We start from the raw sequence: 14,498 nt of genomic DNA, 5'->3' as shown, positions 1-14,498 counted from the left end.
CGCCGGCCGGGGCTTGGTGACCGCCCCGCGGTCACGCTCTGCGCTCGGGTCCAGGCCCCGCGAGCGGCCTGCCCCCGCGGATGGACGCCGAAGGCACGGTGACCGGGGGCGTGTTTGCGTACCGCTCGGCGCGCCAAAGGCCTCCCGGCGGGACGTCCCGGCACCGATAGGGGAGTGCTCGCACTGCCAGTGGGGCCGTGACGGCACCGGTACATGTGGCTGGGGCCGTCAGCCTCGTGCTGCACAGGGAGACGGTTCCCCGCCGGGGCGTCTCTGCCGACGGCAAGGGCTGACGGCGTGCTGCGTCGGCGCCGTCCTTGGAGCCGGACGCCTGCTCCTCAGCGGGCCGCCGCGCGGCGCAGGACCTCGGAGACCGGGCCCCCGGTGCGGGGCATCAGCGGCGGGACCTCCGCCAGGGCGAATGGTTCCGGCGCCGACCGGGAGTTCGGGCGACGGCCGCCGCGCCCCTCGCCGAGCACCTGCCAGCCCTCCTGCGTCAGCGTGATGTACGCGCCGCAGCGCAGCCCGTGCAGCGTGCAGGCGTCACGCAGCCCCCACATCCAGGCGCCGTCCTCCTCGGTCCAGCGCGCGTCGCCCTCGCGGCAGTAGAGCAGCACCGCCGTACGTACCGGGGTGCGTCGGCGCAGGTCGTGCGGGATGACGCGCCGCAGCTGGTCGAGGAGCGCGTTGCGGAACATCCAGCCGTCGGCCGCCGTGGGACGACGAGTGAACGACGCGCTGGCGAGCAGCCGCTCGTCCGGACCGAGGACGGCCACGATCGCCGTGGACACCTTGGGGTCATGGCGGGCGTGCAGCCCGCTGACGACCTCACGAGGGTTGCGCAGCAGAGGGATCCCGGCGTCGGCCCACTCCGCGGGCTCGAGCAGGCGAGTGGCGGAGGCGTCGGACGCGGGCGTCGACAACGGCGCCGCCGAGGACGAGGCGAATCCGAAGGTCACGTTCCTCCCTTCGGCTACGCGCCCACACTGCGGGCGAGGTCGGATGCGGGGGAGCGCGCACCGCAGCAGCAAAGCCCAACCGGATCACGAGCGCGCCGTGCGGGGAGCGGACTTCAATTCTTCCTGTCGAACTTGGATGCGGCAACGAGCAATTGGGGCCACCGACCGCCATCTGGCGGTTCGTGGCTTATATCCCTACCCACAGGGACCGGCGATGACCCCTGAGGTGTTCGACATCGACACCCCCGGACGCAGTAACCAGAGCAGCCGCGAGCCGACCTGAGTCGACCTGAGCCGACTCGGGGAATGCCGGCCCTGGACGGCCGGCACGAGGGGCATCACCCCGCGTGCCCCGGCCTTTTGGAGCAGGCGTGCGGCGACTGCCAGGGTCCATCGGGTCTCCGTGAAGTCGTCCACCACAGGACCGGGCCCGGGGCCTCGGCCGGCGCGGCGGCGAGAGCGGGCGGCACCGCCAAGGCGCCGTCGAGTGCCTTGAGCCGCTGGGCGCTGTTGCTGCGCGGCACTCGGTCCGCGTCGCCGGTGTACTCGATGGAGCCGAGGAGGAGAAGCCGGCCGACCTCGGCGATGCGGGTCCCCAGGGAATGGATCAGCCGGGGCCTCGAGCGGGATGCCAGGGTGACCATGCCCACCGGCCGGGCCTGGGCGTCCGTCACCCCCGGGGTCCAGCCGCCCGGACCCTTCGCCCAGTCCGCCGGCACGTCCACGACGGCTCGCGCCACGTCGTCCGGCACGTCCACGACGGCTCGCGCCACGTCGTCCGGCACGTCCACGGCGGCTCGCGCCACGTCGTCCGGCACGTCCACGGCGGCTCGCGCCACGTCGTCCGGCACGTCCACGGCGGCTCGCGCCACGTCGTCCGGCACCGGCGCGTCCGCTGCCTGGGGCGTAAGGAGGGGGCGCAGCCTGTTTCCCCAGCCGATGTCCGGGAGCCGGCCCAGGGCTCGCCCCGGCGATCCCTGTTCACCTGCCGGAATGCGGCCCTTGAGGTCGATACCGATCGCCGGGAGCCCGGTCGGCCACATGCGGCGGGGCTCCACCTCGACCCCGGCGCGTCCCAGGTCGACGCGCGGCGTCCACCGCCGTAGCGGACGTGTCGGCGGTGAAGCGCGGCCCCGCGCAGTTGTCACGGCGGCCGCAGGGTTTGGCGCCCTCGTCGTCCAGCTGCCGCCGGAGGAACTCCATCTGTCGGCGAGCCAGGCCATCCGGTGCGCGGCGTCGGGCAGACGCGGGACGCCGGGGCTCAGGCTCTCCCGGTCGAGCGGTCCGCGCAGGACCAGGGTGTCCGGGGAACCGCCGGTGTCGAGCTGCTCGGCGACGTCGGCGGTCACGCGTGCGTCGGCCGTTGCGGTGGTGGCCGGCACGGGGACACCGGGTGGGAGGTCCGCGAGCATGGTGCGCAGCCGCCGGTGGTCGGGGCGGAAGTCGTGACCCCGGTCCGAGATGCGGTGAGCCTCGTCCGCGACCAGCAGTCCGGTCGCCGAGGAGAGCTTGGGCAGCACCTGGTCACGGAAGTCGGGGTCGTTCAGCCGCTCCGGGCTGCAGAACCGGGAAGGCGTTCGGATTCCAGGCGGAAATATAGCCCTGAGCTGTGCAAACGCGCGGATGGGGGATGGTCGTGGCCGAGTGTTGGGCCCTAGCTGTCTTCGGGCAATGCCCGGTTCGCGGACCGTCCGCGGGCTCGCCGTCACGCTGGGTGAAGCGGCGGATTGGCCGATTGTCCTTGCCATCGGGTTGCATGGGGTGCATGGACAACCTGGAGCTCCGCACCGAAGCCGACACCATCCTCGCTGAGCTTGTCGGTGATCCGAGCGGCTCCGCGCGCCTGCGGGAGGATCAGTGGCAGGCGGTGGCGGCTCTGGTGGAGGAGCGTCGGCGTGCTCTTGTGGTGCAGCGCACCGGCTGGGGCAAGTCGGCGGTGTACTTCGTGGCCACTGCTCTGCTGCGTCGGCGTGGATCCGGCCCCACGGTGATCATCTCGCCGTTGCTGGCGCTGATGCGTAACCAGGTCGAGTCGGCGGCGCGGGCCGGTATCCATGCGCGCACCATCAACTCGGCCAACCCGGAGGAATGGGATGCCATCTACGGGGAGGTCGAGCGGGGCGAGACCGACGTTCTCCTCGTGAGTCCGGAGCGTCTTAATTCAGTCGATTTTCGCGATCAGGTGCTGCCCAGGCTCGCGGCCACCACCGGACTGCTGGTGGTCGACGAGGCCCACTGTATTTCTGACTGGGGGCATGACTTCCGGCCGGACTACCGACGGTTGCGGGCGATGCTGGCGGAGCTTCCCGCCGGGGTGCCCGTGCTGGCCACCACCGCGACGGCGAACGCCCGGGTCACCGCGGATGTGGCCGAGCAGCTGGGCACGGGTGCAGGCGAGGCCCTCGTGCTGCGCGGCCCGCTGGAGCGGGAAAGCCTGCGTCTGGGTGTGGTCCGGCTCCCGGACGCAGCGCACCGTCTGGGCTGGCTCGCCGAGCACCTGGACGACATGCAGGGCTCCGGCATCATCTACACGCTGACGGTGGCCGCGGCCGAGGAGGCCACGGCCTTCCTGCGTCAGCGCGGCTTCAACGTGGCCTCCTACACGGGGAAGACGGAGAACGCCGACCGGCTGCAGGCTGAGGCCGATCTGCAGGAGAACCGGGTCAAGGCGTTGGTCGCGACGTCCGCGCTGGGGATGGGCTTCGACAAGCCGGACCTCGGGTTCGTCGTACACCTCGGTTCGCCGTCCTCGCCGATCGCGTACTACCAGCAGGTCGGCCGCGCCGGCCGCGGGGTCGAGCACGCCGATGTGCTGCTGCTGCCGGGCAAGGAGGACGAGGCCATCTGGCGCTACTTCGCCGATACCGCCTTCCCGCCCGAGGCCCAGGTTCGCCAGACCCTCTCGGCCCTCGCCGACGCGGGACGGCCGCTCTCCGTGCCGGCCCTGGAGGCGGCAGTGGATCTTCGGCGCAGCCGGCTGGAGTCGATGCTGAAGGTGCTGGACGTCGACGGCGCGGTCAAGCGGGTGAAGGGCGGCTGGACGGCCACCGGAGCCGACTGGGTGTACGACGCCGAGCGCTACGCGTGGGTGGCCAAGCAGCGGGCCGCCGAGCAGCAGGCAATGCGCGATTACACGAGCACGTCCCAGTGCCGGATGGAGTTCCTGCGCCGGCAGTTGGACGACGAGGGGGCGGCCCGATGCGGCCGTTGCGACAACTGCGCGGGTCCCTGGGTCGATTCCACGGTCTCGGCGGAGGCGCTGACGGGGGCGACGAAGGAACTGGATCGCCCCGGGGTGGAGATCGAGCCGCGCCGGATGTGGCCGACGGGGATGCCCGCACTGGGCATCGACCTCAAGGGACGGATCCCCGTCAAGGAGCAGTGTTCCACCGGGCGTGCCCTGGGGCGGCTCTCGGACATCGGATGGGGCAACCGACTGCGCCCGCTACTGGCCGAGAACGCGCCCGACGGGCCGGTCCCCGACGACGTTCTGCATGCCGCGGTCGCGGTCCTTGCCGACTGGGCGCGCTCTGCGGGCGGCTGGGCGCCGAACGTTCCGGATGCCTCCGCCCGGCCGGTGGGAGTCGTCGCGGTGCCGTCACTGACTCGTCCGCAACTTGTCGCTTCCCTGGCCGAGGGAATCGCGACCATCGGTCGCCTCCCCTTCCTCGGCACCCTGGCGTACACCGGACCGGGTGGCCCGCACGTGGCACGTCGCAGCAACTCCGCTCAACGCCTCAGGGCGTTGTCCGGCGCCTTCACCATCTCTGAGGAACTGGCCGGGGCACTGGCCGGCTCCCGCGGTCCGGTGCTGCTCGTGGACGACTACACCGACTCTGGCTGGACCCTCGCGGTCGCTGCCCGCCTGCTCCGACAGGCAGGCAGCGAACAGGTCCTTCCGCTGGTCCTCGCTGCGGCAGGCTGAGCTTCCCCAAGCTGTGGGCGCGGCCGAACTCGGTGCCTCCGGCGGTGGCGCGGTTTCCTGGAGCGTGGGTCACGATCGATACGGCTTGTGACGTGTCGTCACCCACCTCCTGGTGAGCGGACTGTTCCTGCCGGGAAGCGGGAGCCCGGTCCCGACCGGCACCGCCGCCTTCCCTCCCGGACATCGGGTGTCCGATCAGCTTCAGAGCCGAGCTCAGGGGGCCAGAGTGAGGTCACCATGGTTGGACTTGGCGAGCGAGCGCCCGATGACCATGCGCTGAATCTGGTTCGTGCCTTCGAAGATCTGAGTCACCTTGGCCTCACGCATGTACCGTTCGACGGGGAACTCGCGTGTGTAGCCGACCCCGCCGAGCACCTGCACCGCATCGGTGGTGACACGCATCGCGTTGTCGGTCGCGACGAGCTTCGCGACCGACGCCTCACGACTGAACGGCAGTCCCGCGTCCTTCAACCGGGCCGCATGGAGGGTCGCAGCACGCGCTGAAAAGACCGCGGCCTCCATGTCGGCCAGCAGGAACGCGATTCCCTGGTGGTCGATGATGCGTGATCCGAACGTCTCCCGGTCGCGCGCATAGGCGATCGCGTGGTCCAGAGCGCCCTGGGCGAGACCGACTGCGACGGCCGCGATACCGAGACGGCCGGAATCCAGGCTCGCGAGAGCGATACGCAGGCCGCCGCCCTCAGCACCGATACGCCGCTCGACAGGGACACGGACGTCCCGGAGCACCATGGTCGCCGTCGTGGATCCGGTCAGCCCCATCTTCCGTTCGGGCACATCAGCGTTGAGGCCCTCGGAGTCAGCCGGGACGATGAAGCACGAGATACCCGTGCGCTCTTCCGAGGTGCGGGCCATGACCTTGTAGTAGTCCGCGTGGCCGCCATGTGTCGTCCAGGCTTTCGCGCCGTTCAGGACATAGTGATCGCCGTCCCGACGGGCCCAGGTCCGCATCGCCGCCGGGTCCGAGCCGGCGTGCGGCTCCGAGAGACAGTAGGCACCCAGCAGCTCGCCACCGAGCATCGCGGGCAGCCACTCCTGCTTCTGCTCCTCGGTACCCATCGTCGCCAGGCCGAAGCACGACAGCACGTGCACGGAGACACCTACACCGACCGAAGCCCACACGGCCGAGATCTCTTCGACAACCTGCAGATACACCTCGTAGGACAGACCGCTGCCACCGTACGCCTCGGAGTACGGCAGACCGAGCAGGCCGACGCGTCCGAGGAGCCTGAAGACGTCACGAGGGAATGCCTCGTTCGCCTCATCGGCATCCACCCGCGACGCGAGTTCATCGGCCGCCAGTTTCCGGACCAGCCTGATGAGGTCACGGGACTCCTCGTTCGGTAACAGTCGACGCGCGCTCATGGCACCTTCCAGCTGGCGGGGCGAAACATCGTTCAGGGAGATCTGCAGGCCAGGCACCGCAAGGAGCCCTTTACGGGCAAACGTCGAACTGCGGCAGTCCACCGTCGCCCTCGCACGCCGCCGAGATACGGGTCAGCTCCCGCTCGCACCTCGCCGGCAGGACCGTGAACCACTGAGCCGCAGCCGCAGCCGCAGCCGCAGCCCCAGCCCGAAACCGTTCCGCTTCGCTGTGACAGACCGCTTCCCGCACCCGCAACAGCCGCAGTACCTCATCACAGCTCATCCGACTCGCCTCTCACACCGGCTGATCACCCAGCTACCGCAACGAGACGGGTATGACACCGGACACGGCGGGGCCGCGTTCCTCCTTCCGGAGCCCGTCCGGCTCCCGCGGGAACTCACCCGCACCCGACCGTGTTCGTTCAGCGACGCCCCCCGCACAAGTACCGGGTGGACGAGATTACGGGTGGCATCCAGAAGTTCTTCGACAGCGTCCGGTGGTACCTGAACGTCAAGGTCATGGAGGTTCCCGCCGACGCCCTTCGGGTGATTCTGTATGCCGAGCGATGTTTCCAGGCGTGCTGCAACTGTCCGGCGGCACCTCGCCGCGTCAGTGAGCGGCAGGCCGGACAGGGGCCGGCCGACAGGGTGATGAGGTCGGGCTGCGGCCGCATCCTGACAAGAGCGAGATCGCGTACTGCCAGGACGAGAGGCGGCGCGGCTCATTCGGGCACTCGTCCTTCACCTTGCTGGGATTCACGTTCTGTCAGTGCCGGACCGAGGGCAGGGGGCCCGGAATCCATGCGGTTCCTTCCCCGGACCGGCAAGGGCGCCCAGAAGTTGATGGGTGGGACGGTTCGCAGTCGGAGGCCGCGTCGCCAGATCGGCCTCGTCTCCGTGGAGTTCGCCGGCCGGACCTACCCGTTCGTGGCGGTGGAAGCGGCGGTGGAAGCGGCCGTGGAAGGCGCGGCCGCAGTACTGCCGGTCGCTGATCGGGGTCCGCCCGGCGCGGGTCGTCAGGGGGTGGATTTCACCGTGGAGCACGCCGAACAGAGGCTCGCGCTCTTCGGCCTTTACGCCGGTCAGCGCGAAGGTGGCGGGCAGGGCGTGCAGGGCGTGCAGGGTGAACGGCGGGGGCAGGCCAGGCATCAGACGTGCATAGAGTTCGGCGTGGAGGGAGTCCAGGTCAGGCGTCACAGCCGACCTCTGGGCTCCCTCGCCTCATCTCATGCGTGCCAGCAAGCCCTTGGCATCATTCATCCAGTCGGACCGGGAGTTCACACGTGAGGCCTCAGAGCACCGACGTGCGCCAGATCGCCGAACCGCGCCGGACGGCCCACCAGAGCAGAACCGGCCACCGCGCCCCGAGCGTGCCTGCCCCAGCGCACTCATCCACCGCGTCCCTCCCCGACCAGCCCGACCAGCCCGACCAGCCCGGCCAGCACGACCCCCGCGCCCTGCGCGCCGCGCTCGCCGCCGCCACGGAGGACGCCGTCATCTACGACCTGGACGGCATCGGCCGCCAGTACGCTGCCCTGCGCGCGGAACTGCCCGGCGTCGCCGTCCGGTTCGCGATGAAGGCCTGCCCGGTGGACGAGGTGCTCGGCCACCTCGCCCGGCTCGGCTCCGGCTTCGACGCGGCGAGCCCGCAGGAGATCGCCCAGGCGCTGCGCACCGGGGTGGCCCCCGGGCTGATCCACTACGGCAACACCGTCAAGTCGGATCGCAACATCGCCGAGGCCTACCGACTGGGCGTGCGCGACTTCGCCACCGACTGCCTGGAGGATGTCGCCGCGATCGCCGAACGCGCCCCAGGATCCCGGGTGTTCTGCCGGATCGCGACCACCGGCGAGGGCGCGCTGTGGGGCCTGAGCCACAAGTTCGGCTGCTCGCCCGAGGACGCCCTGCGGGTGCTTGGCGCCGCCCGGAGCGCCGGACTGGTGCCCTCCGGCCTGTCGGTGCACGTCGGTTCCCAGCAGATGACCGCCGAGGCATGGGCCACGGCGATCGACTCGCTGACGGCAGTCCTGGAGGCGCTCAATCGGCGCGGCATCACGCCGGACCTGATCAACCTCGGCGGCGGACTGCCCGCCCTCGGCGTCCTCGACCGGAGCGGCCGGCCACTGGAACCGCCGCTGGACAAGATGTTCGTGGTGATCCGCGAGGGCATGGAACGGCTGCGCGCCGTCAACGCCGCCCCGCTCGACTTCCTGCTGGAGCCCGGCCGCCACCTGGTCGCGGACCACGGCGCGATCCGAGCCCACGTGGCGCGGCTCACTTCCCGACACCGGCTCGACGGCACCCGCGGGAACTGGCTCTACCTGAGCTGCGGCAAGTTCAACGGCCTGTACGAGATGGACCAGTTGCAGTACCGCCTGGAGTTCCCCACCCACACCGGCGGGCAGTTCGTCAACGCCGTGGTGGCCGGCCCGACCTGTGACAGCGACGACGCGTACGCCCAGGAGGACGGCCTGGTACGGGTCCCGCGCGCGATCGCCTCCGGCGACCCGGTGTGGGTCCACTCCTGCGGTGCGTACGCCGCCGCCTACGCCGCCCGGGGGTTCAACGGCTTCGCGCCGCTGCCGTACACCTGCGTCGGCGGCCCGGTTCTGGACGGAGGGGACGTATGACCGACACCCGGATCCGGCTGTTTCGCGAGGAGGACTGGGACGAGGTGGTCGCGTTGGAGGAACGCGCGTATGCCGCGAGCGGCCTGTCCGAGGGACGGGAGACCCTGCGCTCCCGGTATCACGCCTCGCCCTCGACCTGCTTCGTGCTGGAGCACGCGGGCGGCTTCGGCGGCTACCTGCTCGCATTGCCGTACCCGCTGTTCCGCTGCCCGGACCTGAGCATGGCCGAGGAAGTCGCGGCACAGGAGTGCAACCGGGGGAGCAATCTGCACACCCACGACTTGGTGATCGCCGAGCGGGCGCGCTCCCGAGGCCTGGCCCGCCGGATGCAGCGGCATCTGGAGGAGACCGGACGGGCGGCCCGCTACCAGACCCTCTCGCTGGTCGCCGTGCGCGGCTCCGAGGCGCTGTGGTCCCGGCTGGGCTTCCGGGCCAGGCCCGGGATCGGGCTGCCTGCGAGCTACGGCAACGAGGCGGTCTACATGGTGAAGCCGCTGGAACCCGCTGTTACCGATACGGCTTTCGGCACCTCGCCCCGAGCCGAAGTGGGCTGATGCAGACGTCCCGGTGCCCGATGTGTTCCGCCGCTCCCGGCTGGCCGTTGCACGGCGCCGGGTGCACGGCGCCGGGTGCACGAGGCTCTAGCGCACGAGGCTCTGGTGCACACCTACGATGTTCAGCTCGCGCAGGTGTCCTGCGGCCCATGTCGGTAGACGTGGCGCTCGACGGGGTCGACGCGTTCCTCTCGGCCTGCGACTCCACGCCGATCGCCCGGCCGCACAAGGCCGCTGCCATCCACTGCCATGCCACCGAGGGCCGCTCCTGGCGCCTCATGCTCGACGGCAACGGTGCCTGGCCCGCTCCTCACACCTCGGACGACGCCATGCCCGCGACCGCTTCGGCCACGGGAACGGCCGAGGAACCGCTCATCGCCGGGGATCCGGAGGAGTGGAGCTGAGTGCTCGTCAGTAGCGCCAGCGGACGGCTTCGATGACGTCGGTATCCGTGTGCTTCGCGAACAGCTCCGCCTCCGCCCGCCGGACGGCCAGCACGGTCTCGTACAACTCGGGACCGAGCGCCTGCCGCAGCAGTGCGGACTTCTCGTACGCGTCGATCGCCTCCGGCAGGCTGGCCGGGAGGCGCTCGGCGGCGCCGAGGGCGGCGGGGTCGCCCGGGGTCTCGGGCGGGAGGGGCAGACCGGACTCCAGGCCGGCGAGTCCGGCGGCCAGCACGCCGCCGATCTCCAGGTACGGGTTGGCGGCGGCGTCGAAGCACTTGAACTCGGCGTTGGCCTGCCCTGCGGTGGAGCCGGTGATCAGGCGCAGCGCCGCCTCACGGTTCTCCAGGCCCCAGCAGCGGTAGGCCCCGGCGAAGCGGGAGGGGACCAGCCGCAGGTAGGAGGCGACGCTGGGCGCGCCGAGGGCGAGCAGGGCGGGCAACTCGGCCAGTACGCCCGCGAGGAACTGCTCGGCGTCGGGGTGCAGCCCGTGACGGCCGGGACCGCCGTGCCCGAGGTTCTGGCCGTTTCGCCAGAGGCTGAGGTGCAGGTGGCCGCCGTTGCCGACCGAGCCCTCGGTGAAGACGGGGGCGTACGAGACCCGCAGGCCGTGCCGGGCGGAGACGGCCCGGATGGTGTGGCGCACCAGCATCGTGGTGTCGGCCGCCTCGACCGGCCCCTCGGCGGCGACCGAGACCTCGAACTGCCCGGCAGCGTACTCGGGGTGGAGTTGCAGCACGGCCAGTCCCTGGTCGGTGAGGGCGCGCAGCACCTCCCGCAGGTAGTCGGAGTGCTCGACGAAGCGGGTCATGCCGTACCCGGGAGCGCGCGTCGCGGGGGACCCGGCGGCGTCGGCCACCACCCACTCGACCTCGATCCCGGCTCGCACCGAAAGCCCGCGCCGCTCGACGGCCTCGGTCACCTGGCGGGCGAATCGGCGCTGGCAACCGGGGTGCGGGGTGCCGTCCTGGGCATAGCGGTCCGCCGGGGCCCAGGCCCAGCCGGGCTGGGCGGCCAGCGGGGTCAGCCGGTCGAGGTCGGGGACGAGCCGCAGGTCGCCCACCGGGCCCGTACTCGAAGGCGCAACGGTGAACGAGTCGTCCACCAGGGAGACGTCGAAGCAGGGCACCGCGCCCACGCCGTACTCGGCGGCGTGGGCGAGCTGGGCGAGCGGGACGGACTTCACCCGGGTGATTCCGGCGTTGTCGACCCAGCCGAACACCACCCCGTCGATTCCGTCGGAGGCGAGCTGGGATTCGGCCGTCCGGGCCTGGGCGGCCCGCTCAGCTCGGGGGTGAGAGGTGGCCATGCCGGCCATGCTGGCGTTCGCGGCAAGCGGCGCGCCAGCGGCCGGCGGGGAGTTCACCCGTTCGTGAACGGTCGGAGCTGCGAGGTGACGCAGGACGCGGACACGGGGAGTCCCCCGGGGAAAGCCTCCCCGATCGCTAGTAATAGGAAAATGAAATGAGAAAAAAACTTCGCTCGGTGGATGTGCCTACGGAAATCCGTAGCGGTCCGAACATGGATAGCACTCGCATGGGTGAAACCAGCCGAGACCGTTTGGCCTCGACGGTCATGACTCGACTACGGTGATCGAGGAGCGGACGGTTCACCCGATCGGCATCGACAAGGAATCCGGCCCGGCGGAAAGTCCGGCGCGGGACATCGAGAATTCCGGGAATTGGTGCTTCCGCCTCCCCTGCTGTGCGTGCTGCGGAGTTCGCAGTGCCCTGGGGCCAGTGTCATACATCTGCGTATAGAGGTTGGAGCATCATGCCGCCCGTCGTTCCGCCGTTTCTGATCGGTCTCATCGCTGCGCCGCTGGCCAAGCGACTCCTCAAGCCGCTGGTGCGCGGTGTCGTCACGACGTCTGTCGGACTTGTCATGGAGGTGAAGAAGGCGGCCCATGAGACCGGGGAGAACATCCACGATCTCGCGGTCGAGGTGGCCGCCGAAATGGTGGCGGCGCAGGTCGCCGCGGGTGAGGACAACCGACCCACCGACGGTGCGGCCTCGACCGGCGAGAAGGGCGAGGCCAGGACTCCGAAGATCCGCGCGACCGCCGCCGCGAAGGCGTAGTGGCGCCCTGATGCGCGGCCCGACCCGCCGCCTGGGCGTGTCTTCCTGCCGGCCTCGGAAGACGGGGCCTCGCGGCGGTCGACCGTGGGCCTTTCGGCCGCGCTTCTGCCCCCTTCGGACCTTCCGTTCCGTCGCAGTATTCCGTCGTGCGCCAAATTCCGCCGCGCCCCGCTGACGGACTACCCGTGACCTCTGTAAACAGGTGATCGTACGCATGTCATCGCTACTGGGTGCCGCAGCCGGATTCCGCTCCGTGGAATCGAACCCGCGCCCGCGCTCGGTCATTCCGGGCCGCCAGCGCTGGGACGTCAAGCTGGTGCTCGGACGGCCGCGGACGGCCGAGGTCCTCGCCGCCGCGCTGCGCCGCATTCCCGGGATCACCGAGGCCCACGCCAACCCGGTCACCGGCGGGGTGCTCGTCCGGCACGATGCGCGGGTGCACGCCACGGATGTCGGCCGGATCGTCCGCAGAGTCGTCACCCTGGTCGCGGAGGATCCGGCCGGAGCGGGACGCCCGGCACCGGCCCGACCCGTTGCGGCATCGGCCCCGCAGGTGGACCGCGGCCTGGTCGTGCGACCGGTGCTCGCCGTCGGCGGCGGGGTCGCGGCCGGGATCGCCCTGGTCAAGGGGTCGGCGCTGACCAGGCAGCTGGTGGCAGTGGGCGGGGTGGCCGTGGCCACCGCAGCCGTCGTCCGGAAGGCCTGGCGCGGATCGGTCGACGCGTCCCGGGACGCGGCCGGGCCCGGCGCCGAGCGCCACCCCCTGGTGGAGATCGTCGGACCGCACCGACGCCGTCTCTACGGGGCCGTTTCCCTGTCCGTCGCCTGCCAGGCCTCGGAGATGGCGCTCGGCACCCTCCTCGGCTGGACCGGACTGGTCCTCATCAAGGGCGAGGCGGCTCCGCTGGTCAGCCTCGGCCTGACCACCGCGTCCGCTCAACTCTTCGGTCTGGCGGGGCTGATGGCCGTCGCCTGTGCCGCCGTGGCGGGCCTGTCGTACGCCTCGAACCTCCAGTGGCGCCGGCTCGGCCAGGACATCGAGCACGACTGGCGCAACCGGACGTACGCCCATGTGCAACACCTCGAACTACGGCACCTGGAAGGCGAGCGGACCACCCGCATCGCCGGCGCGCTCACCGACGACGTCCGTCAGCTGGGCACCTTCTTCGCCACCTCGGCGGGCGACGTGCTGCAACTGGGCACCAGTCTCGCGTTGCTGGTGCCGCTGTTCCTGCTGCTGGCACCACAGATCGCCTGGATCGCGTTCCTGCCCATCCCGGTCATCGCCTGGCTGTCGCTCCACTACCAGGACGAAGTCACGGCCGACTACGCCGTCTCCGGCGAGCACCGGGCCAGGCTGCACAGCCAGCTGGTGAACACGCTGGAGGCCGGTGCCACCGTCAAGAGCTTCTGCACCGAGGACTACGAGGCCGAGCGCATCGACCGGCTGAGCGAGGAGGTCCAGGACAGCAGCCGGCGGACCGACCGGAGCACGATCCGCCACGCCGAGACGGTCCGGGTCTGTACGACCAGCTCGATGGCCGGAACCCTGCTGATCGGCGGCCGGGCGGTGCTCGACGGCAGCCTGCCGTTCGAGGTGTTCAGCCCGCTGATCGGGCTGCCCCAGATGGTGCTGCTGCGGATGAACCGGCTCGGCGGCATCGTCGACCAGTACCAGCGCACGATCACCGCATACGACCGGGTCCGGCGGCTGCGCGCTCTGCCCGCCGAGACCAACGGCACCGGCGGACCGCTCGACGTCGAAGAGGTGCGCGGGGAGATCGTCCTCGACGGCGTGACCTTCGCGTACCCCGACCGGCCTCCGGCGCTGGAGAACCTCTCGCTGACCATCCCCGCCGGGCAGGTCACCGCCCTCGTCGGCGCGACCGGCTCCGGCAAGACCACGATCGCCAAGCTGATGATGCGATTCCAGGACGCGGACACGGGCAGCGTGCTGCTCGACGGGCGGGACGTGCGCGGGCTGTCGCGGCACGATCTGCGCCACGCGATCGGGTTCGTCGCCCAGGACCCCTTCCTCTTCGACGGCACCATCGCCGACAACATCCGCTACGGCAGCTTCGGAGTCTCGGGCGAGGCCGTGGTCGAGGCGGCCATGAGGGCCGAGGCACACACCTTCGTCGCGGCGCTGCCGGACGGCTACGACACGGTGATCGGCGAACGCGGTGCCGCGCTCTCCGGCGGCCAGCGACAGAGGATCGCGCTGGCGCGCGCGATCCTCAAGGACGCGCCGGTCGTGATCCTCGACGAAGCCACCTCCGCCGTGGACAACGAGACCGAGGCCGCCATTCAGCGCACGCTCCGCGTCTTCGCGGCCGACCGGACGACGCTGATCATCGCCCACCGGCTCTCCACGGTCCGCCACGCCGACCGGATCTATGTCATGGACAAGGGCGGCGTCGTCGCCGAGCAGGGCACCCACGACGAACTCCTCGCCCGGCACGGACTCTACGCGTCCCTGTGGCAACTCCAGGCCGGCGAACCCGCCGCCTGACCGCAGCCGCCGC

The 14,498-nt window shown here is 71.0% G+C and carries 10 protein-coding genes and 1 pseudogene; 6 read left to right on the top strand and 5 right to left on the bottom strand.

Features of this window, described 5'->3' with window-relative positions; genetic code table 11:
- Window positions 1-338: 338 nt before the first annotated feature.
- Entirely contained in the window at window positions 339-959 is a 621-nt protein-coding gene (locus ACGFYV_RS05025) for a hypothetical protein (RefSeq protein WP_393876948.1), read from the bottom strand.
- Window positions 960-1,271: 312 nt separating this feature from the next.
- A pseudogene (locus ACGFYV_RS05020) lies at window positions 1,272-2,518 on the bottom strand (hypothetical protein); the annotation flags it as partial.
- 206 nt (window positions 2,519-2,724) lie between these two features.
- Here ACGFYV_RS05020 and ACGFYV_RS05015 point away from each other — a divergent pair.
- A complete protein-coding gene (locus ACGFYV_RS05015) occupies window positions 2,725-4,884 on the top strand; it encodes a RecQ family ATP-dependent DNA helicase (RefSeq protein ID WP_393876983.1) in 2,160 nt (719 codons plus the stop codon).
- Window positions 4,885-5,097: 213 nt separating this feature from the next.
- Here ACGFYV_RS05015 and ACGFYV_RS05010 read toward each other — a convergent pair whose 3' ends face one another.
- Window positions 5,098-6,267: an acyl-CoA dehydrogenase family protein gene (locus ACGFYV_RS05010; protein WP_393876982.1), complete on the bottom strand. Its 1,170-nt coding sequence runs from the start codon at window positions 6,265-6,267 to the stop codon at window positions 5,098-5,100.
- Between the two features lie 756 nt (window positions 6,268-7,023).
- On the bottom strand, window positions 7,024-7,464 hold the full coding sequence (locus ACGFYV_RS05005) for a hypothetical protein (RefSeq protein ID WP_393876947.1): 441 nt from the start codon (window positions 7,462-7,464) through the stop codon (window positions 7,024-7,026).
- Window positions 7,465-7,724: 260 nt separating this feature from the next.
- Here ACGFYV_RS05005 and ACGFYV_RS05000 point away from each other — a divergent pair, with 260 nt between their 5' ends.
- The 3 genes from ACGFYV_RS05000 (at window position 7,725) to ACGFYV_RS04990 (ending at window position 9,855) form a co-directional block, all read left to right on the top strand.
- Window positions 7,725-8,897 carry a type III PLP-dependent enzyme gene (locus ACGFYV_RS05000; RefSeq protein WP_393876981.1) on the top strand — a complete coding sequence of 391 codons (1,173 nt, stop codon included), beginning with the start codon at window positions 7,725-7,727 and terminating at the stop codon, window positions 8,895-8,897.
- The gene (locus tag ACGFYV_RS04995) at window positions 8,894-9,451 is read left to right on the top strand and encodes a GNAT family N-acetyltransferase (protein WP_393876946.1); all 558 of its coding nucleotides are present in this window, start codon (window positions 8,894-8,896) and stop codon (window positions 9,449-9,451) included. The genes ACGFYV_RS05000 and ACGFYV_RS04995 overlap by 4 nt, the downstream gene beginning before the upstream one ends.
- Before the next feature lie 149 nt (window positions 9,452-9,600).
- Entirely contained in the window at window positions 9,601-9,855 is a 255-nt protein-coding gene (locus ACGFYV_RS04990) for a hypothetical protein (protein WP_393876945.1), read from the top strand.
- Between the two features lie 7 nt (window positions 9,856-9,862).
- Here the strand turns inward: ACGFYV_RS04990 and ACGFYV_RS04985 are convergent, their stop codons facing one another.
- Window positions 9,863-11,203, bottom strand: coding sequence for a glutamine synthetase (locus ACGFYV_RS04985; RefSeq protein WP_393876944.1), 1,341 nt, complete (start codon window positions 11,201-11,203; stop codon window positions 9,863-9,865).
- A 464-nt stretch (window positions 11,204-11,667) separates the two neighbouring features.
- Between ACGFYV_RS04985 and ACGFYV_RS04980 the strand changes: the two genes are divergently transcribed.
- Together ACGFYV_RS04980 and ACGFYV_RS04975 are read left to right on the top strand one after the other, a co-directional pair.
- Window positions 11,668-11,973, top strand: a complete 306-nt coding sequence (locus tag ACGFYV_RS04980) for a DUF5132 domain-containing protein (protein ID WP_393876943.1) — start codon at window positions 11,668-11,670, stop codon at window positions 11,971-11,973.
- Window positions 11,974-12,187: 214 nt separating this feature from the next.
- Window positions 12,188-14,485 carry an ATP-binding cassette domain-containing protein gene (locus tag ACGFYV_RS04975; protein WP_393876942.1) on the top strand — a complete coding sequence of 766 codons (2,298 nt, stop codon included), beginning with the start codon at window positions 12,188-12,190 and terminating at the stop codon, window positions 14,483-14,485.
- Window positions 14,486-14,498: the final 13 nt, after the last annotated feature.

This window comes from Streptomyces sp. NPDC048297 (assembly GCF_043201585.1).
Taxonomy (GTDB): Bacteria; Actinomycetota; Actinomycetes; order Streptomycetales; family Streptomycetaceae; genus Streptomyces.
This window is presented reverse-complemented; position numbering and strand designations above follow the sequence as displayed.

Coding starts and splice junctions, on each gene's coding strand:
- ACGFYV_RS04985 (WP_393876944.1), bottom strand. CDS start 11,203: ATGGCCACCTCTCACCCCCGAGCTGAGCGGGCCGCCCAGGCCCGGACG.
- ACGFYV_RS04980 (WP_393876943.1), top strand. CDS start 11,668: ATGCCGCCCGTCGTTCCGCCGTTTCTGATCGGTCTCATCGCTGCGCCG.
- ACGFYV_RS05010 (WP_393876982.1), bottom strand. CDS start 6,267: ATGAGCGCGCGTCGACTGTTACCGAACGAGGAGTCCCGTGACCTCATC.
- ACGFYV_RS04995 (WP_393876946.1), top strand. CDS start 8,894: ATGACCGACACCCGGATCCGGCTGTTTCGCGAGGAGGACTGGGACGAG.
- ACGFYV_RS04975 (WP_393876942.1), top strand. CDS start 12,188: ATGTCATCGCTACTGGGTGCCGCAGCCGGATTCCGCTCCGTGGAATCG.
- ACGFYV_RS04990 (WP_393876945.1), top strand. CDS start 9,601: ATGTCGGTAGACGTGGCGCTCGACGGGGTCGACGCGTTCCTCTCGGCC.
- ACGFYV_RS05015 (WP_393876983.1), top strand. CDS start 2,725: ATGGACAACCTGGAGCTCCGCACCGAAGCCGACACCATCCTCGCTGAG.